At 63.5% G+C, this 24,770-nt stretch carries 25 protein-coding genes; 16 read left to right on the top strand and 9 right to left on the bottom strand.

Annotated features, from left to right (window positions below):
- The gene (locus SC1_RS02870) at positions 1–897 is read right to left on the bottom strand and encodes a beta-1,6-N-acetylglucosaminyltransferase (protein ID WP_062177306.1); all 897 of its coding nucleotides are present in this window, start codon (positions 895–897) and stop codon (positions 1–3) included.
- Positions 898–1,166: 269 nt separating this feature from the next.
- Here SC1_RS02870 and SC1_RS02865 point away from each other — a divergent pair, with 269 nt between their 5' ends.
- On the top strand, positions 1,167–1,646 hold the full coding sequence (locus tag SC1_RS02865) for a GNAT family N-acetyltransferase (RefSeq protein WP_062177305.1): 480 nt from the start codon (positions 1,167–1,169) through the stop codon (positions 1,644–1,646).
- Between the two features lie 96 nt (positions 1,647–1,742).
- Here SC1_RS02865 and SC1_RS02860 read toward each other — a convergent pair whose 3' ends face one another.
- The 4 genes from SC1_RS02860 to SC1_RS02845 all read right to left on the bottom strand — a co-directional run bounded on the left by SC1_RS02860 (position 1,743) and on the right by SC1_RS02845 (position 5,920).
- Positions 1,743–2,861, bottom strand: coding sequence for a S41 family peptidase (locus SC1_RS02860; protein ID WP_062177302.1), 1,119 nt, complete (start codon positions 2,859–2,861; stop codon positions 1,743–1,745).
- A 79-nt stretch (positions 2,862–2,940) separates the two neighbouring features.
- The gene (locus SC1_RS02855; RefSeq protein ID WP_062177300.1) at positions 2,941–3,138 is read right to left on the bottom strand and encodes a hypothetical protein; all 198 of its coding nucleotides are present in this window, start codon (positions 3,136–3,138) and stop codon (positions 2,941–2,943) included.
- Between the two features lie 13 nt (positions 3,139–3,151).
- Positions 3,152–4,306 (bottom strand): acyltransferase family protein, encoded by a 1,155-nt coding sequence (locus SC1_RS02850; protein WP_238586543.1) that lies wholly within the window; start codon positions 4,304–4,306, stop codon positions 3,152–3,154.
- Between the two features lie 87 nt (positions 4,307–4,393).
- Complete coding sequence (locus SC1_RS02845; RefSeq protein ID WP_062177294.1) at positions 4,394–5,920, bottom strand: acyl-CoA carboxylase subunit beta; 1,527 nt, start codon at positions 5,918–5,920, stop codon at positions 4,394–4,396.
- A gap of 58 nt (positions 5,921–5,978) precedes the next feature.
- Here SC1_RS02845 and SC1_RS02840 point away from each other — a divergent pair, with 58 nt between their 5' ends.
- Positions 5,979–6,470: a thioredoxin family protein gene (locus SC1_RS02840; RefSeq protein WP_238586542.1), complete on the top strand. Its 492-nt coding sequence runs from the start codon at positions 5,979–5,981 to the stop codon at positions 6,468–6,470.
- 10 nt (positions 6,471–6,480) lie between these two features.
- Positions 6,481–7,260, top strand: a complete 780-nt coding sequence (locus SC1_RS02835) for an SDR family NAD(P)-dependent oxidoreductase (protein ID WP_062177288.1) — start codon at positions 6,481–6,483, stop codon at positions 7,258–7,260.
- A gap of 3 nt (positions 7,261–7,263) precedes the next feature.
- Here the strand turns inward: SC1_RS02835 and SC1_RS02830 are convergent, their stop codons facing one another.
- The gene (locus SC1_RS02830; protein WP_062177286.1) at positions 7,264–7,827 is read right to left on the bottom strand and encodes a VOC family protein; all 564 of its coding nucleotides are present in this window, start codon (positions 7,825–7,827) and stop codon (positions 7,264–7,266) included.
- An 86-nt stretch (positions 7,828–7,913) separates the two neighbouring features.
- Between SC1_RS02830 and SC1_RS02825 the strand changes: the two genes are divergently transcribed.
- Positions 7,914–8,816 (top strand): DMT family transporter, encoded by a 903-nt coding sequence (locus tag SC1_RS02825; RefSeq protein ID WP_062177283.1) that lies wholly within the window; start codon positions 7,914–7,916, stop codon positions 8,814–8,816.
- 105 nt (positions 8,817–8,921) lie between these two features.
- On the opposite strand, the gene SC1_RS02820 is transcribed toward SC1_RS02825, so the two are convergent.
- Positions 8,922–9,854, bottom strand: a complete 933-nt coding sequence (locus tag SC1_RS02820) for an L-threonylcarbamoyladenylate synthase (protein WP_083435880.1) — start codon at positions 9,852–9,854, stop codon at positions 8,922–8,924.
- A 72-nt stretch (positions 9,855–9,926) separates the two neighbouring features.
- On the opposite strand from SC1_RS02820, the gene SC1_RS02815 reads away from it, so the two are divergent.
- The 8 genes from SC1_RS02815 (at position 9,927) to SC1_RS02780 (ending at position 20,900) form a co-directional block, all read left to right on the top strand.
- Positions 9,927–11,669 (top strand): acyl-CoA dehydrogenase, encoded by a 1,743-nt coding sequence (locus SC1_RS02815; protein WP_062177281.1) that lies wholly within the window; start codon positions 9,927–9,929, stop codon positions 11,667–11,669.
- A gap of 114 nt (positions 11,670–11,783) precedes the next feature.
- A complete protein-coding gene (locus SC1_RS02810) occupies positions 11,784–14,075 on the top strand; it encodes an EAL domain-containing protein (RefSeq protein WP_062177278.1) in 2,292 nt (763 codons plus the stop codon).
- 723 nt (positions 14,076–14,798) lie between these two features.
- Positions 14,799–16,757: a ribonucleoside-diphosphate reductase subunit alpha gene (locus tag SC1_RS02805; RefSeq protein ID WP_083435643.1), complete on the top strand. Its 1,959-nt coding sequence runs from the start codon at positions 14,799–14,801 to the stop codon at positions 16,755–16,757.
- 120 nt (positions 16,758–16,877) lie between these two features.
- Positions 16,878–17,939 (top strand): ribonucleotide-diphosphate reductase subunit beta, encoded by a 1,062-nt coding sequence (locus SC1_RS02800; protein WP_062177276.1) that lies wholly within the window; start codon positions 16,878–16,880, stop codon positions 17,937–17,939.
- 122 nt (positions 17,940–18,061) lie between these two features.
- Complete coding sequence (locus tag SC1_RS02795) at positions 18,062–18,292, top strand: hypothetical protein (protein WP_062177273.1); 231 nt, start codon at positions 18,062–18,064, stop codon at positions 18,290–18,292.
- 69 nt (positions 18,293–18,361) lie between these two features.
- Entirely contained in the window at positions 18,362–18,655 is a 294-nt protein-coding gene (locus SC1_RS02790; protein ID WP_062177270.1) for a BrnT family toxin, read from the top strand.
- Complete coding sequence (locus SC1_RS21455; protein WP_083435642.1) at positions 18,648–19,307, top strand: Panacea domain-containing protein; 660 nt, start codon at positions 18,648–18,650, stop codon at positions 19,305–19,307. Before SC1_RS02790 ends, SC1_RS21455 begins: the two co-directional genes overlap by 8 nt.
- 855 nt (positions 19,308–20,162) lie before the next feature.
- Complete coding sequence (locus SC1_RS02780) at positions 20,163–20,900, top strand: hypothetical protein (protein ID WP_062177264.1); 738 nt, start codon at positions 20,163–20,165, stop codon at positions 20,898–20,900.
- 31 nt (positions 20,901–20,931) lie between these two features.
- Here the strand turns inward: SC1_RS02780 and SC1_RS02775 are convergent, their stop codons facing one another.
- Positions 20,932–21,684, bottom strand: a complete 753-nt coding sequence (locus tag SC1_RS02775; RefSeq protein WP_062177262.1) for a hypothetical protein — start codon at positions 21,682–21,684, stop codon at positions 20,932–20,934.
- A gap of 173 nt (positions 21,685–21,857) precedes the next feature.
- Here SC1_RS02775 and SC1_RS02770 point away from each other — a divergent pair, with 173 nt between their 5' ends.
- The 3 genes from SC1_RS02770 to SC1_RS02765 all read left to right on the top strand — a co-directional run bounded on the left by SC1_RS02770 (position 21,858) and on the right by SC1_RS02765 (position 23,347).
- Positions 21,858–22,472: a hypothetical protein gene (locus tag SC1_RS02770; protein WP_152682273.1), complete on the top strand. Its 615-nt coding sequence runs from the start codon at positions 21,858–21,860 to the stop codon at positions 22,470–22,472.
- 76 nt (positions 22,473–22,548) lie between these two features.
- A complete protein-coding gene (locus tag SC1_RS22050; protein ID WP_193749087.1) occupies positions 22,549–22,716 on the top strand; it encodes a hypothetical protein in 168 nt (55 codons plus the stop codon).
- A gap of 163 nt (positions 22,717–22,879) precedes the next feature.
- Positions 22,880–23,347, top strand: coding sequence for a hypothetical protein (locus tag SC1_RS02765; protein WP_062177257.1), 468 nt, complete (start codon positions 22,880–22,882; stop codon positions 23,345–23,347).
- A gap of 289 nt (positions 23,348–23,636) precedes the next feature.
- Here the strand turns inward: SC1_RS02765 and SC1_RS02760 are convergent, their stop codons facing one another.
- Positions 23,637–23,876: a DUF2171 domain-containing protein gene (locus SC1_RS02760; protein ID WP_056368769.1), complete on the bottom strand. Its 240-nt coding sequence runs from the start codon at positions 23,874–23,876 to the stop codon at positions 23,637–23,639.
- A gap of 139 nt (positions 23,877–24,015) precedes the next feature.
- Between SC1_RS02760 and SC1_RS02755 the strand changes: the two genes are divergently transcribed.
- Positions 24,016–24,756, top strand: a complete 741-nt coding sequence (locus SC1_RS02755; RefSeq protein WP_062177254.1) for a hypothetical protein — start codon at positions 24,016–24,018, stop codon at positions 24,754–24,756.
- The last annotated feature ends 14 nt before the right edge of the window (positions 24,757–24,770 follow it).

The raw sequence follows: 24,770 nt of genomic DNA, 5'->3' as shown, positions 1-24,770 counted from the left end.
TCAGGCGACTTCAGGCGTCCGTTCGAGCGGCTTTGCGGCCGGATCGCCGGCATAGACGCTCGCCGCCGGTGTCTTCAAATGCGCTTCGAGTAGGTCGAAAATCACCGAGTCCTCCTCCGCATCGAACTTGCGTGCGAACAGGTCGGGACTCAGCGTCAGGCGCAGCGCATCGGAGGTGACGAAGGTTCGCGGGCGCAGCTTGATGTCGCCGTCGGGCACCCAGTCAATCGTGCGCAAGTCGTCATTCATCACTTCGCCCTGCGCGCGGCTGTTCATCATCAACGTCTGGAAAAATGCCTCATCGGGAATGAAGCTGCGGCGATAGAATGTCTTGAAGCGCTCGGCGCTCGGATGATGAACTGCGAAATGGCAAAAGCTCCGCGTCACGGCTTTCCACTGCGTCCCGATATAGGGCGTCGCGTCTTTCAGAAACGCGCGTGGCAGACGGGTACGAAACATACGACCCAGAGCCTCGACGAACATATGGCTGACGCGGTTCATCGTATCGGGCCGCGCCGCTCGCTGGTCGAGCGCGCGAATATATTGGCGCCGCGGATTGGCGCGCAGGAAAGCCCGTATATACGCCTGTGACTTCAGCGGGAAATCCTGTCCGCTGAGGTTGATATAATGGGTCCAGCTGCGATTCATTTTCAGCAGTTGCTTCATTCCTCGCAATTCGGCGTCAACAAGGCTGTAGCCGCCCCACAGCGCGTTTTTCGATTCGATGATCTCAACCCCCTGAAAGGGCTTCAGAAATGCGGCGATGTCGGCCGCGAACTCGGATCCCGATCCCTTGTCGACATGGACCACATAGCTGTTTCCGGGCGCATAGATCGCATGGAACATTCGTTTGAACTGTTCGGGGAAGCGGTGGAGGAGGATGAAATAGCCGATCATGAAGGCACACCTTTCGGATCGCCGCCCCGGGCTGTCAGCCCACCGGAAGCGCGATCATTTTCCTGTCCCGGAAAACCCAACCAAAGTCATTTTGATCGATAGGAGACAATGCCCGACAGCTGGCCCGCTGCGTTGCGACGCCGCTTGGTCCAATGGCATAGCATCCATATGGGGCCACGGGCGGCGATTGTAAGGGCAGGACCATTGCCCATCGGCATCCGTCGCCGCTAAGGGATCGCCACGCCCCGTCTCTTCGCAGGATAATCCGCGTGACCCTATCGATCCGCCCCGCCACCCCCGCCGACCTGCCATTGATCGCGCAGTTCATCCGCGACCTCGCCGAATATGAAAAGCTCGCGCATGAGGTGCGCTTCGACGAGGCGAAGCTTGGCGACAATCTTTTTGGTCCGCGCCCCTATGCCGAGGTCGTGATCGGCGAGATCGACGGCGCGGCGCAGGGCTTTGCGCTTTTCTTCCACAATTTCTCGACCTTCGAGGGGCGCCCGGGCATCTATCTTGAGGATCTGTTCGTGCGTCCCGAAGCGCGCGGATCGGGGCTCGGCAAGGCGCTGCTCGCGCATCTTGCGAAGCTCTGCGTCGAGCGCGACTGCGCGCGGCTCGAATGGTGGGTGCTCGACTGGAACACGCCGTCGATCGGCTTCTACCAGAGCCTCGGCGCAAAGCTGATGGACGAATGGACGGTGATGCGGGTGGACGGTGAAGCGCTGACCAGCCTCGCCGCTTCCTAAACTTTCGTCACCCCGGACTTGATCCGGGGTCCAAGCCGCACCGGCGGGATGGATGCCGGATCAAGTCCGGCATGACGAGAGTGGAATATCGCGTGCCTAGCCCGCGGGCTTCATCCCGCGCGGCTTCCGCCGCTCCATCGGCCAACTTGGCATATGCGCATCGGACAGCGTCTTCGCCTCCGCCGGCGCGACGCCAAGCTCGGTCAACGCGCGCACCAGCGCATCCGCGGGCGCCACTGCGATGTCGGGCAAAACGCCCTCGCCTTCCCAATCCTTGCCCGTCACCGGATCATAGGTGCGCCCGACCGGGATGAAGGCACTATAGCCGCCGCCCAGATCCTCACCGCGCCCGAAATGATTGGCCCCCGCGGTGGGTGCACCGACCAGCGTGCCGCGTCCCGTATGCTTCATCGCGAGCGCGAAATGCTCGGCCGCCGAGGCGCTCGCCCCCGATGTCAGAACATAGACTTTGGCATCGCGCAGCCGTTTGTCGGCATTCGGCGTCGCCCAATGCTCGCGCGCGACCATATCCGCATCGCCCTTCGCCATCCGCATCGACGGCACCCCGGCGATCGGCGAGCCGCCCTCCGCGTCGACCGACGCGCGCGTCGCCATCGTCACCAGCCGCGTTTCCTTGCCGAAAAGCCAGGGAAAGATGACGTCCATCTGGTCCAGCCCGCCGCCGTTATGCGTGCGGATGTCAAAGATGATCGCCTTCGCATCGGCATGATCAGCCATGAATTTCGCCGCCTGCGCGGTAACTGCCTCGTCCTGCGGAAACATGTTGAAGCGAATGAAGGCAATCCCCGGTGCGATCCAGCCTGCCTGCTCGACAGGCACCTTGGGCGGGCGGCGCACCGGCGCGGCGCTGCCGGGTGCCGGGGCCGCCGCGGTCGCTGCCGCTTCAGGAACGCGCAGGCGCAAATGGCCATCCGGCGATACCGCATGGACATCGCCGTCGATCGCGGCGCCCAGCGCTTCGCCGTTTAGCGCCTTATAGCGGCCTGCGGCGATACCGGCGCGGATCGCATCGGCGTAGCGCTTGCCCGTCTCGGGATAGACATAGTCACGTTCGAGCAGCGCTGCATAAGCCTCTGCGATCGTATCGGCGGCGACCTCATCGGCCGCCATCGCCGGCGGCGGGGCAAGGACGGGCCCGACCGCCATCCCGGCGGCGAGCAAAAGCGCGGGCAATATACGCGACGAACGAATCATTCCTGTCTCCAATCCAACCCCGGCCGGATCGTAGTGTATCATAAGAGCAATACAGATCAACTACATTTGTAGTCGATAGTCAGCGCTTGCGCGCGAACCATAGCATGATTGCACCAACGACCGCGAGGATGGCACCATTTCGCGTCCATGTCGTATCACCGAGCATGAAGCTGCTCGCCGGCCAGCGGATGATATCGAGGCCCTGCAACACCCACAGCCCGCCGACAAGGATCGCCGCGATGCCGATGATCCCCAAGATGCTTTTCAAAGCCGCCATGCCCGGTCTCCCCCTATTTGCGCTGCAATCCGATCAGCGGCCGCAGCCAGCCGATGCTGCGCCCGATCAGGTAGAAAAGCCAGCACCCGGTCACCGTCGCCGCGACGAGGATCAGGAAGGAGGGAAGAGCAGCTACGTGCGCCCCCAGCAGATACCAGCCGACCACGACGATGATCGTCTGGTGAATGATATAAAAGGGGAACACCGCCTCGGCGAGCATCGCACGCCGCGGATGGTCGCGGTTCCAGTAACGGTCTGCAATCCCGACCAGCGCGACGATCGTCATCCAGCCCTGCACCTGATGCGCGATGTCGAAGGGCAACCGCCCCCATTCGGGCGGCTGCGACCCACTCAGCCACAGATACATGATCCCCGCCACCACTGCGAAAGCCGCAACCGCAACGCCCAGCGAAAACCGCCACCAGCGCGCGACCACCTCGAACAGCGCGGGCCGCACGCGAAGCAGCCAACCGACGAAGAAGGGCATCAGATAATGGAGATGCGACGGCCCGTCGTCGAACAGTGCATGCGTTTCGTCATGATCGGGAAAGAGCGCGAGCAGCAGCAGCCACCATGCGAGCGGCAGCACCAGCAGCCCCCAGCCGCCGAGCCACCGCACCGCGCCATCGGCGACCTTCGCGCGCGCGGCCACCGGCACCCACGCCAGAACCGCCGCGGCGAGTAGGGTATAGACCCAGAGATACACAACGAACCATAGATGCTGCCACGTCGGCAGGACGATGCCATCGAGCGTCCCGAAATGGAAATAATCGCTGGTCCAGAAGGCGCCGAGACTCTTCGCATAACCATGCTGCGTCACCAGCTCGATCCACGGTTGCGGCGGGATGACGACCAGGACGCCGAAGAGCAGCGGGATCAGCAGCCGGGCGCTGCGCGACCGCACGAACGCCCCGCTGCCACCGAGCTTCGCGAAGAGCGCCGCGCTCGCATAACCCGATACGAGGAACAGCAACGGCAGCCGCCAGCTATTCGTCGCGAGCATCGGCACCTGCACCCAGTCGAGCGGCTGCGCGATCTTCACGTGCCAGCCCCACGGCACGAAATACATGCCAATATGATAGAGGATCAGCAGGGCAAACGCCGCGATCCGCAGCCAGTCCATGCCGTAATGGCGCACGCCGGTCATTCCATATCCCCCCACCGTCATTGCGAGGGCCGGAGGCCCGCGGCAATCCAGAGCGTATAGTGAACCGCTCTGGATTGCGTCGCTTCGCTAGCGATGACGAGCCTTATTCTACGAACGACTGTTCAGCACCCGCCAGGCCAGCTCGGCAAACTCGCAAAGCAACGGCCGCGTATCGCGCGGGTCGATAATATCCTCGACCCCGAATTTCTCCGCCGTCCGGAACGGGCTTCGCACGCGGTTCAATCGCTCGCGGATCGCCTCCAGATGCGCCGCGGGATCTTCCGCGGCCTCAAGCTCGCTCTTGTATGCGACCTCGACCCCGCCCTCGATCGGCAGGCTGCCCCAGTCGCCCGACGGCCAGGCAAAGCGATATTGGAAACGCTCGGCGTTCGACATCGCACTCCCTGCAATCCCATAGGCGCGGCGCACCACGACCGACGCTAGCGGCACCGTCGCGCGGTAAATCGCGTTCATCGCCTGCACGCCATAGCGGATCGTTCCCGTCCGCTCGGCTTCGCCACCGATCATGAAGCCCGGATTGTCGACAAGGTGGACGATCGGCAGCCGGAACTGGTCCGCCATCTTGACGAAGCGCTCGGCCTTCTCGCTCGTCTTCGCGTCCCACGATCCGCCAAGATAGGACGGATCGCTCGCAAGCACGGCGACCGGATATCCGTCGAGCCGTGCGAATGCGGTGATCACCGCGCGTCCCCAGCGCGCGCCCATCTCGAAAAAGCTGCCTTGATCGAACACCGCATTCGCGATGCGCCGCATCGAATAGACCTGCTTCGCCTCGCGCGGCACGACCGCCAGCAGCGACTCCTCGCGCCGGTCGACCGGATCGCTGCACGCGGTCCGCAAAGCCCGATCGTGGATCGACGAAGGCAGGTAGGACAAAAACCGCCGCGCCGCCGCGAACGCCTCGACCTCCGACGCCACCTCATCATCGACCACGCCGTTGCGCGTATGGACGTCGACGCCGCCCAGTTCCTCTCGGTCCAGCGTATCGCCGATCGCCGCCGCAACCGCCGGCCCCGCCGCGAACAACTGCGACAGTCCGCGCACCATGACGCTGTAATGGCTCGCGACGACGCGCGCGGCGCCCAGCCCTGCGGTCGGCCCGAGCGCAAGCGCCACCACCGGAACCGTGTCGAGGTTGGCGATAATCTCGTCCCAGCCGGGCACGTGCGGGATATAGGTATAGCCCATGTCTTCCAGCGTCTTTACCGAGCCGCCACCGCCCGTGCCGTCGATCATGCGGATCAGCGGCAGGCGATATTCATGCGCCATCGCCTCGCACTGGACGAACTTCCTGTGCAGCGCCGCGTCGGCCGCGCCGCCGCGCACGGTAAAATCGTCAGCACTGGCGACCACCGGCCGGCCGTCGATATTCGCGCGTCCGAAAATGAAATTGCTCGCGGCTAGGTCTTCCAACTCGCCATCGGCGCCATAGCGCCCGCGCCCCGCGATCTTGCCGATCTCGCGAAAGCTGCCTGCATCGACGATCCCCGCGAGCCGCGCCCGCGCGTCCATCTTGCCGCGCCCGTGCTGCCGCGCGACCTTTTCCTCGCCGCCCATCTTCTCGGCCATCGCGCGGCGTTGACCCAGCTCGTCGATCTCTTTTTTCCAGCTCATGGCAGAAAGCTATCTTACGTTGACGGAAACGTCATGCAAAACCTATCGTCGTGCCATGATGCGCAAATTTGCCCTCGCCGTGGCCGCTACCATGCTCCCGCTTGCGCCCGTTTCGGCGTCCGAAACGCGTAGCATTCCTGGCGTCGTCGATCCCTACAAGACCGATGCCTTCAACCCCGACGCCGATCCGATCGCGCAGATCGATGCCGCGCTCGCCGAGGCTCGTAACACCGGCAAGCGCGTGCTGCTCGTCATGGGTACGAACGGTTGCCACGACAGCGCCTGGCTTGCGAACCTGCTTGCGACCGACCGCTTCGCCCCCGTGCGCGACCGATATCAGATCGTCTATGCCGACATCGGCATGCCGCATATTCGCGGCCTCGGACGCAACCCCGATGTGCCCGCGCGTTTCGACTTCAAGATCAAGGGCACCCCCACGGTCGCTGTGCTCGACGCCAATGGCCATGTGCTCAACCGCAAGGCCGCGCCCAAATGGCGTAACGCCGCGAGCCGCAGCGACGACGACATTTATAATGAACTGATGGGTTAGGGAGAGAGACATGGCCGAGATGAACCTTACGGGGCGCGTCGCGCTCGTCACCGGCGCCTCGCGCGGCATTGGCCGGGGCATCGCGACTGGGCTGGCGGAGGCGGGTGCCGACGTCGCGGTCAACTATACGCGCGGCCAGGAAGCCGCCGCCGAAACCGTCGCCGCGATCGAAGCGCTCGGCCGCAAGGCGAAAGCTTACCAGGCCTCCGTTACCGACGAAGCGGCGTGCGCCGCGATGGTTGCCGCCGTCGAGGCCGATTTCGGCCCGATTTCGATCCTCGTCAACAACGCCGGCGTCGCGAGCCGCGGGCTGTCCGTGGCCGATACCAGCCCCGAAGAAGTCGACAAACTCTTCGCCGTCCACGCCGCCGGCCCGCACCGCCTGTCGCGCCTCGCGCTGCCGCAGCTACGCAGCCACGCGCGCAGCGACATCATCGTCATCTCCAGCATCGCGACCTACACCCACTCGCCCAACGGCGCGCCGTACACGATGGCCAAGGCGGCGGGCGAGGCGATGGCCTATGCGCTCGCAAAGGAAGAGCTTGCGAACGGTGTCCGCGTCAACATCGTCGCCCCCGCGCTTACCGTCAGCGACATGGGCGAGAAGCTTTCCCGCGCGATCACCGGCAACGAGGATATCCATCACCTCGACACCAAAATGCCATTCGGCCGCGTCGCCGTTCCCGCCGACGTCGCCGCCGCAGTCGTCTGGTTCGTCAGCGACGCCAACTCTTATTGTTCGGGCCAAAAACTCAACATCGACGGCGCCGGACAGGCAACCTTCCGCTAACCCTCAAGCCATCCCATGCTCGGCGGGAATCCCCGACGGCGGGCCGACGGGCATAACCATTAACTCCGCCTCGCTCGCGCCCGCTTCATATCGCGCCAGCAATTCGTCGGGATCATATTCGATCCCGATCGGATTGCCGCCGAATGCCTCGCTTTTCATATAGGCAACCGCGTCGGCAACGGTCCCGTGGTCGACCTGGAACTCCATCCGGTTGCCGTCGGGATCGGCATAGTAGAGCGATAGCGTCGTCCCGTGATGGATCGGCCAATAAGGCTTGATCCCGTCGACCTTCAGCCGCTTGTAAACGTCCATCAAGTCGCCCGCACTCGCAAAGGTATAGGCGACATGATTGACGCCGACGTCGCCACGCCCGCCGTCGCCGCCGGGCTTCAAGAGGTCGAGGTTGGCGAAGGCGAAGCGGTGATGCTCGTCATCATAAGTCAGGAAAGCGAGCGCCGGGTCCTGATGCACGACATCGGCCTCGAACACCTTTTGGTACCATGCGATCATCTCGTCATAGCGCCGCGTCATATAGACGACATGCGCGAACTTGCTCGGTTTCGTCATGGCCCCACTCCATCCAACGACCCGCCGCGATGCTGCGCCGCTTCGTTTCATTGTGCAAGTCCGAACCCCTCCGCTAGAGGCGGGCCATGCGCCCCGATTCGCCCTCGCCCGTCATCCCCTTTCTGATCGCTTGCGCGGGGATCGCGACCTTTTCGGCGATGGACGTGCTGATGAAGGGGCTGTCGATCGACATCGGCGCGTATAACGCCGTGCTGTGGCGCACCGGCACAGGCACAATTTTGGCCGGCCTCCTCTATTTCGCGAGCCGGCCAAAATGGCCCGACAAGGCGACGATGCAGATCCATGCCTGGCGCTCGCTCTTCGTCGCCGGGATGGCGCTCAGCTTTTTCTGGGCGCTCGCGCGGCTGCCGATGGCCGAGGCGATCGCGCTCGCTTTCGTCGCCCCGCTGATGGCGCTCTATATGGCCGCGATCTTCCTGGGCGAGAAGATCGGCCCGCGCTCGATCGCCGCCTCGATCCTCGGACTGTGCGGTGTGATCGTCATCGTCGCGGGGAAGCTCGGCGGCAGCGACTATAGCGACGAGGCGCTGCTGGCGGTCGGCGCGGTGTTCCTCTCGGCGATCTTCTACGCCTACAACCTCATCCTCGCGCGGCGACAGGCCAAAATGGCCGAGCCGATGGAAATCGCCTTTTTCCAGAATTTCTTCGTCGCCGCGATCCTTGCGCTCGGCGCGCCGTGGTTCCTTGCGGTTCCAGCCGCGAGCCACGCGCCACATATCCTGGGCGCCGCGATCCTCGCGACGACCTCATTGCTGCTGCTGAGCTGGGCCTATGCCCGCGCCGAAACGCAGATTCTCGCGACCACCGAATATACCGGCTTCCTGTGGGCGATGCTGTTCGGCTGGTTCTTCTTCGACGAAGCGGTGACGCTGCCCACCTTCGCCGGCGCGCTGCTGATCGTCGCCGCCTGCCTGATCGTCGCGCGCAAGGCCCCGCACGGCGACCCGATCGAACCCGCAGCGGCGTAACCAGCAAGCCTCCCTATCTCCGTTCGTGTCGAGCGAAGTCGAGACACCCATCGTGCGAGCAGGACCGAGGGGCATCTCGACTTCGCTCGATGCGAACGGACATTTTCAGACCGCCGCCCGGCTCAACCGGTCGTTGATCGCCGCGCCCAGCCCCTCGGCCGGGATCGCCGCCACCGCGATCTTTGCCTTCGCGCTCGCCGCCCCCGCATGCAACGCATCGAAAAGCCGCGCCGCCGCCTCGGTCAGATCGCCGCTTGCGCTCAGGTCATAGTCGCCCGCGACCGCCCCGAACCCGATCCCAAACTCGTCGCCCGCAAATTCGCGCGCGCCCAGCCGCACCGGCTTGCCCGGCGCATAATGGCTCGCGAGCATCCCCGGCGCGACGATCTCCGTTCCCTTGACTCCCGTTACCGACATCCCGCTCGCCGCAGACAACATGTCGGCGGTCACCGGCCCCGGGCGCAACACTTCGACGGCACCATTCTTCACCCTCGCGATCGTCGATTCCACGCCCGCCGTCGTCGCTCCGTCATCGATCACCAGCGCGATCCGCCCATCGAGGCTCGCCAACACATGCTCAGCTTTGGTGGGGCTCACGCGTCCGCTCGCATTCGCGCTCGGCGCAGCAAGCGGTGCCCCCGTCTCCGCCAGCAAGGCCTGCATCGCGCGGTGCCCCGGCACGCGCAGCGCAATCGTATCGAGCCCCGCCGTCGCGATGCTCGCCACCGGGCAATCGGCGGCCCGCGGCACGACAATCGTCAGCGGCCCAGGCCAGAAACGCGCCGCCAGCGCCCGCTCGACCGCGCCGAACACGCCCAGCCGCTCGGCGGCAGCCAAGTCCGGCACATGCACGATCAACGGGTTGAAATCGGGCCGCCCCTTCGCGGCATAAATCCGCGCGACCGCGTCTGCGTTGCGCGCGTCGGCGGCGAGGCCGTAAACCGTCTCGGTCGGGACCGCGACCGGCTGCCCCTCCCCGATCAGCCCCCCGGCGCGCGCCATTGCCTCCGGCCCGAACGGGCGGATATCGGTCCTCATGCGCGTTTGACCATCAGCCATGCCGCGCTATAGCGCCCGCGCAACGATATTCACCAGGAAAGTCGGCTCTTCATGTCTTACACGCCGCCCACCACCGAACAGCTTTTCGTTCTCAACCATATCGCGCGTGTCGACGCGATGGCCGCGCACGACAAATTCGCCGCCGCGACCCCCGACATGGTGGAGGCGATCGTTACCGGCATCGGCGAGTTCGCCGCAGAGGTCTACGCCCCGCTCAACCGCGTCGGCGACACCACCAATCCCAAGTGGCAGGACGGCAGAGTCACCATGCCCCCGGGCTTCAAGGACGCCTATAAGCAGTTCGTCGAGGCGGGCTGGGGCAGCATCGACGGCCCCGGCGAATATGGCGGACAGGATCTGCCTTTCACGCTCGCGACGGTGGTGATCGAGGCACTCGGCAGCGCGAACATGGGCTTTTCGCTGTGCAGCATCCTGACCCCCGGCGCGATCCACGCGCTGATGGCCTATGGCACCGAGGAACAGCGCCAGACCTGGCTGCCGAAGTTGATCACCGGCGAGTGGAACGGCACGATGAACCTGACGGAGCCTGCCGCGGGCAGCGACGTCGGCGCGCTGCGCTCGACCGCCGAAAAGGTCACCGAGGGCGAGCATGCCGGCCTCTACAAGATCAAGGGCCAGAAGATATTCATCACCTTCGGCGAGCATGACCTCACCGACAATATCGTCCACCTCGTCCTTGCGCGCACCCCCGGCGCGCCCGAGGGAACGCGCGGCATTTCGCTTTTCCTCGTCCCCAAATATCGCCTCGATGCCGACGGCAAGCCCGCGCATTCGAACGGCGTCCAGTGCGCGTCGATCGAGCATAAGCTCGGCATCCATGGCTCGCCGACCGCCGTCATGGTCTATGGCGAGGACGAAGACTGCCTCGGCGAGATCGTCGGCGACGAAATGGGCGGCATGCGCGCGATGTTCGTCATGATGAACAACGCCCGCCTGATGATCGGTTGTCAGGGCATCCAGATCGGCGAGCGCGCGACGCAGCAGGCGCAGCGCTTCGCCGCCGAGCGCGTCCAGTCGTCGCTCGCGGGCTCGCCCGACCGCACCCCCGTCACGATCGACCAGCATCCCGACGTCCGCCGCATGTTGTGGCGGATGCGCGCCCAGACAGAGGCAGCGCGCGCACTCACCTATTACGCGGCAGCCCAGATCGATTTCGGCAAGCTCGGCGACGAAGCCGCCGCGATGCGCGCCGACGTGCTGATCCCGCTGGTAAAGGCGCATGCGACCGACATCGGCTGCGAGGTCGCCAGCCTTGGCGTGCAGGTCCATGGCGGCATGGGCTTCATCGAGGAAACCGGCGCCGCGCAGCATTATCGCGACGCGCGCATCGCCCCGATCTATGAAGGCACCAACGGCATTCAGGCCGCCGATCTCGTCGGACGCAAGCTCGGCATGGCGGGCGGCGATCTCGTCCGCGGCCTGATCGACGATATCGCAGCGGGTGCGGCCGATTTCCCCGAATTGCAGCAGTTGGTCGATGCCTGCCGCGCGGTCACCGACTGGATGATCGGGGCCAACACCGGCGACCGGCTTGCCGGCAGCTATCCCTATCTCACCATGCTCGCCACGGCGACCTGCGGCTGGCTGATGGCGATCCAGCACAAGGCGGCGCGCGCGGCACTCGATGAGGGCAGCGGCGACCGCGCCTTCCTTGAAGGCAAGATCGCCTCGACACGCTTTTACCTGCAACAGATCGTCCCCACGGCAACGGGTCTTGCGGCCTCGGCGCTGGCCGGCGACGCCGCGCTCGAACCGCTGCCGGCGATCGCCTGAAACCTCTGGAATCCTGCGCCTCGCGCCCCGGCTCGGGACGCAGGATTTTGTTCATAATTAACGCGATGATAACCATCTGGAGCTAGACGCGACCGGCAATTGCTGGAGACGTGCGTGCCCATCCCGGTCAAAAGTCTGATCATCAGCTGGCGAACCATCGCGCTCTCGCTGCTGCTCAGCGTGATCGTCGGCTTTTCGGCGATCGGTGAGCCGGTGGACCGCGTGATCGAGGCCGCAATCGGGCGCGCCGCGTGGCGCCCCGTATCGGGCGACACCGTCATCGTCGGCGTCGACGACAAGACTCTGCAGTCATTGCAGGATCAGGAATTCTCGGTCGCGAACCATGCGCGGCTCATCCGGGCCGTCGACGACGCCGGTGCGAAACGCCTGTTCATCGACTTTTCCTATTATCGCCGCCTGACGCATCCCGACTATTCCAAGGTCGCGGCCGCCGTTCGCCGGATGGACGACCGGGTCGTTCTGGCCGTGCCGGCTGCAAAAATGACCGGATCCGACGTAAAAGTCAGCTATTGGCCGTCGCAGGCGATGGGCGACCGGGCCGTGCGGGCCTGCATCTGCTGGGAATATGAATTCTGGCAGGTCTGGCGCGTTCCCCTTGCGGTCATCGCCGACGGCCGCCATCTGCCGAGCTTCGCGGCGTTGCTCGCGGATCGCCCGCTGGACAAGCCCGGGCTGTTCCTGCTCGATTTTTCCTACGATACCTCGACCATCACCGAATATAGCGCGATCGACGTGTTGAACGGCCGCGTGGGGCGCCAGCAGCTCGCCGGTAAATATGTCATTTTTGCTCCCACCAACGCCTCCTCATCGGATCAGCACTTCCTGCCCGGGCACGAAAAACTGCCGGGAGCTTACATCCATCTGATCGCCGGCGAAGCGCTGAAGCGTGGCAATCCCGTCGACATCGGATTTTTCCCGGGCCTTGCCCTCACCTTTGCAATCCTGCTTGGCGCCCTCGCGGTCCGGCGCGGCCGGTGGTTCGCTTGGGCGGCGTTTGTGACGACGTCCGCGCTGATCGCTGCCAAGATATTCCTCGGCCTCTCGCTCGTCTCGACCCAGATCGGCGCTGCGTGCTTCCTTATCGCCGCGCTTAGCGCAAACGTCTCGCGTACCCGCCGCCGCGCGTCGGCACAGCGCGAAAACCCCGTCTCGGGCCTGCCCAATTTCGAGGCGCTGCGCTCGCAGGCCGCTTTCGGCAGCGCCACCGTCGTCGCCGCCAAGGTCGTCAATTTCGAAGATCTCGCCGCCTTCATCCCGGGCGACGGGATCGGCAAGCTCGTCGAACAGGTCACGCGCCGCCTCCAGCTCGCGTCGCAGGGCACGACGCTCCATCACGATCTCGACGGCACCTTCGCCTGGCTCGTCCCCTATTATCAGCACAGCCAGATCGAGGGGCAGCTCGCGGGCCTTGCCGCGCTGTTCAACGCACCGCTCACGATTGGCGAATTGCGCGTCGACGTCGCGATCGCCTTCGGGGTCAACGACGAGTTTGAGGGATCGAACGCGCAGCGCCTCGCCGCCGCGCTCGTCGCCGCCGAACGCGCGATCCGCACGCGCTCGCTGTGGACCAAATATACGTCGCGTCAGAAAGAGGATGCCGGCTGGCAGCTCAGCTTCCACTCGCAGCTCGAGGACGCACTCACCGGCGGCGACATCTGGGTCGCCTTCCAGCCGCAATTTGAAATCGCGACGAACCGGCTCGTCGGCGTCGAGGCGCTCGCGCGCTGGACGCATCCGACGCGCGGCCCGATCCCGCCCGACGAATTCATCGTGCAGGCCGAAAAGAGCCAGGACATCTATCGCCTCACCCTGTTCGTGATGGATCAGGCGATCCGTTCGGCGGCGCAGCTTCGCGAGCGCGGCATCCATATCAACATGTCGGTTAACCTGTCGGCGAGCCTGCTCGACCACAGCGACCTCGTCGGCACGATCCGCGTGATGCTCACCGCGCACCATTTGCCGCCCGAAATATTGACGGTCGAAATCACAGAAACGGCGCAGATCGAAAACAGCCGCCAGGCGCGCCATACACTCGCGCAGCTTCGCCGCACCGGCATCCGCCTGTCGATCGACGATTATGGTACCGGTCAGTCAAACCTCGAATATCTCACCGAGATCGAAGCCGACGAAATCAAGATCGACAAGCGATTCGTCATGACCATGCGCGATTCGCAGCGGAACCTCGAAGTCGTCAAATCGACGATCGATCTTGCGCACCGTCTCGGGGCCGTCGCGGTCGCTGAAGGCATCGAAGATGCCGAAACCGTGACGCTGCTCGCCAATCTCGGCTGCGATGTCGGTCAAGGCTATCATCTTGGAAAACCTCAACTGTTTTCCGAACTGACCGCGACGCTAAGCGCCTCCCCCCAGAACCGCACAGCATAACTGCCAAAATGGCGGTAATCATGTTGGTTAAGACTCGATTTACCATATCGATTAAGGTATATGCTCCGTTAACTGTTCGTCGTGGGCAGTGCCAACAGGAGATCTGACATGGGTTGGTTCTGGAGATTTCTCGGCGGCGGCGGCACCGGTAACGGTGGCGGCGAAGCGTAAGCCAGAAACGAGATAAAAAAGGGTCCCGGACATTTCCGGGGCCCTTTTTCTTTGCCCGGAACACGCGCGCGACCGTGCGCTGAATACGACCCGATCGATGCATTTCCTGCGGCGCGAGCGGCATGCCCGCTGCCCCGCTTGTCCGGGCTCGCGGCCGCAAAAAAATTTGCCCTTTCGGACGGCCGGCACCGATCCGCGCGCAAAGCCGCGGAATGCCTTGCCCTCACCGCCCGGCACGTCCATCAGCGTCGACGAGACGAATCAAATTATCGACGAGTTGAGTCCCCGTTCTGTCATTTACCGTCTTGCATCGTCGCGCCGACGTGGCACTATAGGTGGTGGGTCAACCACGGGGGCACCCCAATAAATTGTATCAGGCTGCAAGTGGCGGATTTCCGTCGTCCATCCCATATGGACACGGGAAAACCCTTCATGCGGCCAAAATAAGTGCCCACGGGACAGGTTTAGATGCTAGGATCGGGGCTTCGCCCTGAGTCGAACAAGACAGGAACAAAGCGCACCGGGTGCGCGTTCAAATCGGGGGCGAGTAAGATGGATTTTCGGGAAACGGAACGGGTGGAGACGAGCGACGTGGCGACGATGGAACTGGCAAAGAATGACGCTCCGGCAGCGCCCGAATCGACCGGCGAATCGCTTGCCGATGCGGCGCCCGCGGCCAAGCTCAACGACAGCAGCGAGCCCAAGGTCCACGCGCGTCGATTCGACATCGTGACCGATCGCAGCCGCGACGCGCTGCTCACCGACTTCGGCAAGGAAACGCTCGAGGACCGCTATCTCCTGCCCGGCGAATCATATCAGGATCTCTTCGCGCGCGTGGCCGACGCCTATGCCGACGATCAGGATCACGCCCAGCGCCTGTACGACTATATCTCGAAGCTGTGGTTCATGCCCGCGACCCCCGTCCTCTCGAACGGCGGCACCGGCCGCGGCCTGCCGATCAGCTGCTATCTGAACTCGGTCGACGACAGCCTTGAGGGGATCGTCGGCACGTGGAACGAGAATGTCTGGCTCGCCAGCCGCGGCGGCGGCATCGGCACCTATTGGGGCGCGGTGCGTGGCATCGGCGAACCCGTCGGCCTCAACGGCAAGACCAGCGGCATCATTCCCTTCGTCCGCGTGATGGACAGCCTGACCCTCGCGATCAGCCAGGGCTCGCTCCGCCGCGGTTCGGCCGCCTGCTATCTCGACATCTCGCACCCCGAGATCGAGGAGTTTCTGGAGGTCCGCAAACCCTCGGGCGACTTCAACCGCAAGGCGCTGAACCTCCACCACGGCGTCCTCATCACCGACGAGTTCATGGAAGCCGTCCGCGACGGCGCCGAATTCAACCTCCGCAGCCCGAAGGACCAGAGCGTCCGCGGCACCGTCGACGCGCGCGGCCTGTTCCAGAAGCTCGTCGAAACGCGCCTCGCAACGGGCGAGCCCTACATCATCTTCATCGACCAGGTGAACCGCATGATGCCCAAGCATCATCGCGACCTGGGGCTCAAGGTCACCACCTCGAACCTCTGCTCGGAAATCACGCTGCCGACCGGCCGCGACCATCTGGGTCAGGATCGTACCGCGGTCTGCTGCCTCTCGTCGCTCAACCTCGAAACCTGGGACGAGTGGAACGGCGACAAGCGTTTCATCGAAGACGTGATGCGCATGCTCGACAATGTCCTTCAGGACTATATCGACCGCGCCCCGCCCGAAATGGCGCGCGCCAAATATAGCGCCAGCCGCGAACGCTCGGTCGGCCTTGGCGTCATGGGCTTCCACAGCTTCCTGCAGGCGCGCGGCCTGCCGTTCGAGGGCGCGATGGCGAAATCGTCGAACCTGCGCGTCTTCAAGCATATCCGCGCGCAGGTCGATCAGGCGTCGATGCTGCTCGCGAACGAGCGCGGCCCCTGCCCCGACGCCGCCGATCAGGGCGTGATGGAACGTTTCAGCTGCAAGATGGCGATCGCGCCGACCGCGTCGATCAGCATCATCTGCGGCGGCACCAGCGCGTGCATCGAACCGATCCCCGCGAACATCTACACCCACAAGACGCTCTCGGGCAGCTTCTCGATCCGCAACCCGCACCTCGAGGCGCTCCTCGTCGACAAGGCGAAGAACAGCGACGCGGTGTGGAACTCGATCCTCGAACGCGGCGGCAGCGTCCAGCACCTCGACTTCCTGACGCAGGACGAGAAGGACTGCTACAAGACCAGCTTCGAGATCGACCAGCGCTGGCTGCTCGAACTCTCGGCCGACCGCACGCCCTATATCGATCAGGCGCAGTCGCTGAACCTGTTCATCCCCGCCGACGTCGAGAAATGGGATCTGCTCATGCTCCACTATCGCGCGTGGGAACTCGGCATCAAATCGCTCTATTATCTCCGCTCGAAATCGGTGCAGCGCGCCGGCTTCGCGGGCGGGGTCGAGGCCGACAACACGCCCGAGGCCGCAAAGTTCGAACTCTCGGCCGAGAGCACCGATTACGACGAGTGCCTCGCCTGCCAGTGACGCTCCCGCCGCGTGAACCCCGGCGAAAGCCGGGGCCCAGCGCGCGGTAACGCAACATAGAATGGGCCCCCGGCTTTCGCCGGGGAGCACAACAAAAGATCAGACCCGAGGATAGCCGCTATGCCGTTGTTAGAAGCCCGCAAGACCTACAAGCCCTTCGAATATCCGTGGGCCTATGATTTCTGGAAACGCCAGCAGCAGATCCACTGGGTTCCCGAGGAAGTGCCGCTGGGCGAGGATTGCCGCGACTGGGCGCAAAAGATCAGCGATCATGAGCGCAACCTGCTCACGCAGATTTTCCGCTTCTTCACCCAGGCCGATATCGAGGTGCAGGATTGCTACCACGACAAATATGGCCGCGTGTTCAAGCCGACCGAGATCAAGATGATGCTGACCGCGTTCAGCAACATGGAGACGGTGCATATTGCGGCGTACAGCCACCTGCTCGACACCATCGGCATGCCCGAGAGCGAATATGGCATGTTCCTCGAATATGACGAGATGCGCGCCAAGCACGACTATATGCAGCAGTTCGGCGTCGAGAATGACGAGGATATCGCCCGCACGCTGGCGATGTTCGGCGGCTTTACCGAGGGGCTTCAGCTCTTCGCCAGCTTTGCGATGCTGATGAACTTCCCGCGCTTCAACAAGATGAAGGGCATGGGCCAGATCGTCAGCTGGTCGATCCGCGACGAAAGCCTCCACTGCGAAGGCATCATCAAGCTGTTCCACGCCTTTACCAAGGAACGCGACTGCCTGACCAAGGCGGTGAAGGAAGACATTATCGACACGTGCCAGAAAACGGTGCGGCTCGAGGATGCGTTCATCGACCTCGCGTTCGAACAGGGCCCCGTCCCCGGCATGACGCCGAAGGAGATCAAGCGCTACATCCGCTACATCGCCGACTGGCGCCTTGGGCAGCTTGGGTTCCAGCCGATCTATATGATCGACGAACACCCGCTCCCCTGGCTCGCCCCGCTGCTGAACGGCGTCGAGCACGCCAACTTCTTCGAAACCCGCGCGACGGAATATTCGAAGGGCGCGACGCGCGGCGACTGGAACACCGTGTGGTCCAGCTTCGACAACCGCAAAAAGGCGAAAGCCAACGACGACACCGGCGCCCTCGAAGCCGACGCCGACGGCGAAGACATGTTCGCCAAGGCCGGCATCGCCGCCGAATAAGCCATCAGCCCCTCCCCAGACGGGAGGAGCCCTATTTGCGAACCCCGGCGCAAGCCGGGGCCCACCGACCAAAGAGCCAAGCCCGCGAGCAAACGCAGGCCAACAAGACGTCAGAGGCCAAAATGACCGACAAGCAAAAACAGAAACTGCTAATCCTCAGCCAGCCGCAACGCGCGACCCTCGAAGGCCTCTCGAACCGCCGCCCCCAACTCCCCACCGACCCGATCCGCGACGAACTCGTCGCGCTGGGCCTGGTCGTGAAACAGGGCGCGAAATGGGCGCTGACCCAGACGGGCAAGAAGGTGCTGGCGGCGAGTTCGAACCGGCGCAACTCGGGCGGGTTTTCGGTTTGATGAAAGTATCGAAAGATTGCCTATTTATGCTAGAAGCTCCCAACGAATAGGGGCTTCTTCTGAGACACGATGGAAATCCACGGATATTGGACTTGGGATCAGAACAAGAATGCCGTTAATCTCGGCAAGCACGGTCTTTCTTTCGAGACAGCAACCTTAGTGTTTACAGACACCCTAGCGCTAACAACTATCGATCCATATGAACATGAAGAGCGCTATCGGACGATCGGCGTCGTTGGGCATCTGACCATAGTTGTGATACACACCGAACCCGTGGATTCCAGCGATGCCTTCATACCCGGCCGCATTATAAGCGCGAGGAAGGCGACGCGTATCGAGCGCCTCGACTACGAAAATGGATAAAAAGGCCCTTCCCGAACATATTCAACGAGAGCTGGACTTTGCGTCCTCAATCTCGGACGATCAGATCGACCTGAGTGACATTCCTCAGACAAGCTTTAGAGGTGGGGACCGCGGAAGGTTTCTACCCTATTCGCTCATGCGTAGCGCATATGATGTACGGTCAATCGCTAACTGGTTCATCGACAAGGCAGGCCAAAAGAAAACCTCGCTTTCCAACATGTCTTTGAATAAGCTCGTATATTTTACTTATGAGCAGGCGATTTTACTTTTGGGGCGCATCCTTACAGAGGCTCGCCCTCAAGCTTGGCAACACGGCCCAGTATTTCGAGAAATTTATCATCCCAACAAGGGGAATGCCTCGGAAACCGTCTCAAAGCGCATTCAAAAATTCGACCCCAAAACTCGTAAGCTTGCAGATTGTGAGGATAATTTTCCCCTTGAAGTGATAGAGCTTTTAGAACAGATTTGGAACAAATTTGGCTCTAAGAGCGGATCAGACCTTAGAAATATTTCTCATGATGTTGACGGAGCCTGGGAGCATTCGAGAGATCAAGGAAATCGCGGTAACGCAACACTTGAAATAACCCCTGCAACAATCCTTACATCAGCGCCGAGGCGCCTACGAAATGGATATAATTCAGCAAAAAATTGATCGCCTTCTTTCGCCGCGATCAGTGATTAACTGGACAAGTATAAATTTCCCGAGATCTGATGACACGGAGGAGGCGATTTGGAAAATTGCCAATCTTCTAAATTTGCCATCATTGAACTCAATCTATGCGCGATGCTCGCGCCTAGCATATCGCCAATCCACGATCGAAGAAGAAATGGAGAAAATAAGAAGAAGTAAATCTTCATACATACAGACAATGGGGTCAGAAATACTTCCTGCATTCCAAGAATTTTTGTCCACAAGACAAATTGATGCGATCCCGGACCTCCACGAATTTACAGACTATATACACATATATATTGGGGACGATATCCCTGACTTTCCGATAAGAATAAGGCCTTCATTCATCGCGATAGAAGATGGAAAACTTACCCCATATTTCCTCATAGGTTGGTCAGATCTTTCTCTTAGCCCTTACCAAAAACAACTTCTCTCGACCGTCATTTGCAATTCCATTTTAACTCATCAAGATTTCATTGGCTCCGATGCAATGATTGTCGTTATGCCGCGTATGGAATATTCGAATGACAGAGATGTTCGATGGTGGAAAGCTCGCTCCTACGCGTCGCTAACCGATGACCAATTCGCAGATCAGGCGTCTCGATTTCAGCGAGGCTTAGTCAATACGATACATAGATTGAGGAGATCTTAGTGGAATTACGGTGACAGCTTACTGAACCCCAAATTGCCCTGAGCAGCATGGATCCCGGATCAAGTCCGGCATGACGATGAGGGAAGGACTAACCTCTTACGTCTGCACCCCAAATCCTATTTCGCACACCCCACCCAAAAAACCCCTGTCCTACATTCTCCCGCCATGCTCCAAACTGGCAGATGAGCCACATCGCCCCCATCCCCTCGCCCGGCGCCATCCCCGCCCAGACCCCCACCCCTACCCCCACGGCCGCCGCCCCCGCGCTCGACGCGCACGGCCACGACCCCGCCGTTTACGACTGGATCCCGGTGCTGAAAAAGCGCCGCCACGATGGCTGGTCGCCCGACAAGCAGCGCGCCTTTATCGAGGCGCTGGCCGACTGCGGCTCGGTCGCCTGTGCCGCGCGCGCCGTCAATATGTCCGAATCCTCCGCCTATCGCCTGCGCCGCGCGCCGGGGGCGGAGGCGTTCGATCGCGCTTGGGGCGCGGCGATCGATGCGGCGTCAAAGAAATTGCTCGACGCCGCCTTTGAACGCGCGCTGGTCGGCACCGACGAGCCGGTGTTCAACCGCGAAGGCAACCGCGTCGGCCGCCGACTGCGCCAGAGCGACCGCTTGCTGATGTTCCTGCTGCGCGCCTATGGCCCCGATTGTTTCCGCAGCAACGCCGCCGGCCAAGCCGCCCCCACCGCGCCCCCGGTCGCCGAAGCGCTGGTCCATCTTCACCCCGAACCGCCCGCCGCGCCTGCCGCCCTGATGGCGCCCGAGGATCTCGCCGTGGCGCTGGAGGTGGCCGATCTGGGGGAGGGCGAGTTGCCGCACTGGTATCGCGACGGCCCGGCCGAAGCGGTCCCGGTGTCGCGAGCGATGCCGGCACCCGATACCCACACCCTTGACGATGAGGCTGAACTTTACTGAACTTTGGCGCCGCCGGAACGACCCCGCCCCCTCAATGCACCGTAACCGCCTCCAACCGGCCGCCCGCCCGCGCCACCGCGAACATCACACCGTCGCGCACCACCTCGGGCGGGCCTTCCAGCATATAGAGCTTCACCAGCTCGCGCGTGACCTCGCTGTCGTCGTCGACGACCAGCCGCAGCGACTCCAGCCCCAGATTGCCGCGCGCCACCACCACATCGCGGACCAGCGCGAGCGGCCACTGGGCGCTGCCGCCGCGATAGAGCGTCACCCCGTCATGGCGCAGATAATCGCCGCGCCGCCGCCACATGCCGATGATATAGGCCCACACCGCCAGCACCGCCGCGATGGCAAGCAGCAGCAGCGGCTGCCCGAATATCATGGCCCGCAGCGCATCGATCGGATCGCCGGCCCAATCGAGCCGCACCGCGAGCACGCCGAGCAGCACCGCGCAGGCAAACTGCCATCCCACCAGCGGCGCCGCGCGCAGCCGGGCCACCACCACCATCTTCCGGTCCATATCAGTCATCGCCGCCCAGATAGGCATCGCGGCCGCGCCGCGCCAGTCCGTGGTTTCGGCGGGCGCAACCTTCCCGTCCGGCATCCGTACTGACCAGGGGCAAGTCCGCCCCTCCCCGGAGCCGATGACATCGAACCCAGAACCCTGGTCGCCTACGCCCTGCTCGCCCTGCTCCTCGCGGCGCTGGTCGCCGGCATATTCTATCTGCGCCACAATAGGTACGACCGAAAAATCGAGCGCCAGCGCGAGCGCGAACGCCGCCAACGCGAGGAGCGCAACGATAGCACCTGACGCGCGGCGTCATGCGTGCAAGTCGCCGCGTGCCGCGCCCATCATGGTGCGCCGGCATGAAATGGGACCGAGCGCCCCTTTCCTACATCGCCGCCGCTTGACACGCCACAGCGCCGCGCGCACCCAGAACCGAGGAGGGTCGCCATATGATGTCGCGTCATCGCACCGTCGCCGCGGCGCTCGCCGCGCTCGCTTTCGCCGGGCTCGCGTCGCCCGCCGCATCGACGTCGCTGGCCGCCATTCCTCCCCACAAGCCTGCACGCACATGCGGCATCGTCGCGGGCCTGTTCGACCGGCTCGCGGCCGCCGATCGCGGTGAATTCACCAGGCTGCTATCCGGCATGCAGGTGACGACCGATGCGCTGGGCCGGGTGCAGCCGAACGAATGGGATGCGCTGCTCGCGGGGCTGCGCACCCATAATGGCAAGCCCGACAAGGCGCCGATGCGCTTGATCGCGCTCCGCCGGATCGACGATCGCAACGAGGAAACCGTCGCCCTTTATGTGGCGCGGGTCGAACGCGAACGCTGGGAGCTAGAACGTTATGCCGGTACCGACGGCATGCTGATGCCGGTCTATAACCCCGACCCGCATTATGAAACGGCCCACCACACATGGCTGGTCGGTTTTCGCGGCAACAATGTCGTCAGCCTGCGCGAGGCTGACGAGCTTTATGTGCTGGGCTTCGACAAGGCGACCGACTGCCGCGGCGCCATCGATCCCGACGCACCCGGGGCGATTGCCGCTCCCGGAAAGGATTAACCGGGCCCCGGGCGCGGCAAGCCGGTGCCGCGCTCGCCCGATCGCTGCTATACTGGCCCGCGAAAGGAGAAAGCCAATGCAGGCCGTAACCGAAGGCGACCGCCGCAAGGAGGTTCGCGTCCTCCTTGAACAAATTCAGGCGCATCCCGAGCGCGACTGGACCGCAGCGCGCCAGCGCCTTGCCACGCTCAACAAATTGATCGCCGGGCCGCCCGGAAAACCGTCGCGCCAACAGCCGCATTAACCGCTCGCCGCGCGCCCGCGACGGTCCGTCGCAACCCGCCCGCCGCGATGCAACAATCGGACATTGCACAGGTTTCTTGCGTCGAAGGCATCGGCGCCGCCCCTACCCCCCCCCGCGGGGCGGACGCCGATGCCGGACCACCGGTCCCAAGACGGAGACAGACATGCGCAAGGCATTCGCCCTTCTGACGGTCGCACCCGCTCTCATCGCTTTCCCCGCGTTCGCCCAGCTCGCGCCCGACGGCAGCGCCAACGTTAATCTGGTCGGCAAGGTCGGGTTGAAAGGCGGCGCGGTTCAGGACCCGGTCGATGGCGTAACCAATCCCGTCGGCAATACCGTCGGCAAAGTCGATGGCGCGGTGGGTAAGGCGGTCGACGCCGCGAACCTCACCCTTGCGACGCGCGAACAGGTGCGCGCGGGCGCCGAGCTTTACGACACCGGCGGCAACAGCCTTGGCACGGTACAGAGCGTCGAGGGCGACACCGCGGTCGTGGTGCGCGCCGGCAAGCTCTATAATGTGCCGATCGCCCAGATTTATCATGGCGCGGTGGGCGCGACCCATGGCCTCGTCACCAAATTGTCCACCGCCGAAATTCAGGCGCGCACCACAGCAGCGATCGAATCGCGCTGATGGACGGAAAGGAATAGGAACAAGCCGCGGCGACCCCTTGCAAGAGGGACGTGGCCGCGCTGGGGGGAGCCGGGTGCACTCGGCTCCCCGCCTTGGGCCTCAAGACACCGCATCGCGAGCGCGATCGGGGAGGGAGCCGGGATGCCGGCTCCCTTTCGTTTTTCGGGGACGGCGCCGCGCATATGAAAATGGGCGCATATGAAAATGGCCCGCCCCAGGGGAAGGGGACGGGCCAGTTTCGGTGCCGGCGCGCCCGATTGCGGCGCCGGCCCTCTGTTGTTCGGGAAGGCTATTCGGCCTCTTCGAACAGGTCGACCGCGTTCGCGGCGTTTGCCGACAGGCGCACAGTGTCGCCCTCGACCGCCGCGACCAGTCCGGCGGGCAGATAATGATGCTTGCCGTCGCCGCTGTCAGCTTTGGTCAGCTTGATACGCTCGCCGTCGAGATGATCGACGGTACCGATGTGGACGCCGTCGGCGCCTACGACATTCAGGCCTTCCTTGATCGCGCTATGGTCATGCTCTGCCATGGTCAGTCTCCTTGTCGCTCCGGAGGGGGGAGCCGTGCCATCATACGCATGGAAATCGAGTCGGCTCCATATACCAAGATAGGGTGACCCAAAGTCGCGCCCGCTTCCCAATCAGCGTCCGCATCGCTACCTTTCGGCCATGCGCCCCCTCTCCCTGTTCGCCGCCGTCGCGCTTCTTGCCGCGCCGCTCCCCGCCCTCGCCTGTTCGGTCGCGCCGGGCTACAGCGTCCCGACCAACCTCGAACTGGTCGAGGATGCCGATCTCATCCTGCTCGGCACCGTCACCGACGGCGATTTCGCGCCCGACAGCACCGAAGAACAAATGATCGAGGTCGAACCCGTCGCTGCGCTCAAGGGCGCCATGCCAAGCGCGCCGATCGCCCTTCCCGCGATGATCGCCACCGACGCGGACGTCCAGCTCAGCAATCCCTACGACCTCAGGGACGCGCATCCGCAAAGCCTGGCCGGCGCCTGCGTCCGTTATGTCTTCCCGCGCGGATCGCGCATACTCTTCTTTCTCGATCGGCAGGACGGCATGTGGCATCCCGCCGGCGGCGCATTCAGCCGTTGGGCCGAAGATGTGCTGACCGACGACGCACCGTGGCTGCAGGCGGTTCGCTTCTATATCGAAGTGGCACGGCTGCCCGAAGAAGACCGCGTCGCCGCGCTGGCGGCACGGCGCGACGAACTCGGCGCGCTTGCCGACGATCCGGTCGCGCAGCTGATCGCCGCCGACATCGACCGCCAACTCGCCGGGCCGAACGCGCCGCTGAAGGGCTCGATCGAACTCCTTCCAGCAGACGACGGCACGATCGAGGAAGCAGCAGACGCAGCCGAGGCGGCGGCCGAAGAGGTCGGAGACGCCATCCCGAACGATTAACATCAGGGGCGCCG

Origin of the sequence: Sphingopyxis sp. C-1 (assembly GCF_001047015.1) — a bacterium.
In the GTDB taxonomy this organism is placed as follows: Bacteria; Pseudomonadota; Alphaproteobacteria; order Sphingomonadales; family Sphingomonadaceae; genus Sphingopyxis.
The sequence above is the reverse complement of the archived record's forward strand: the minus strand, read 5'-3'. Positions and strand labels throughout refer to the sequence as shown.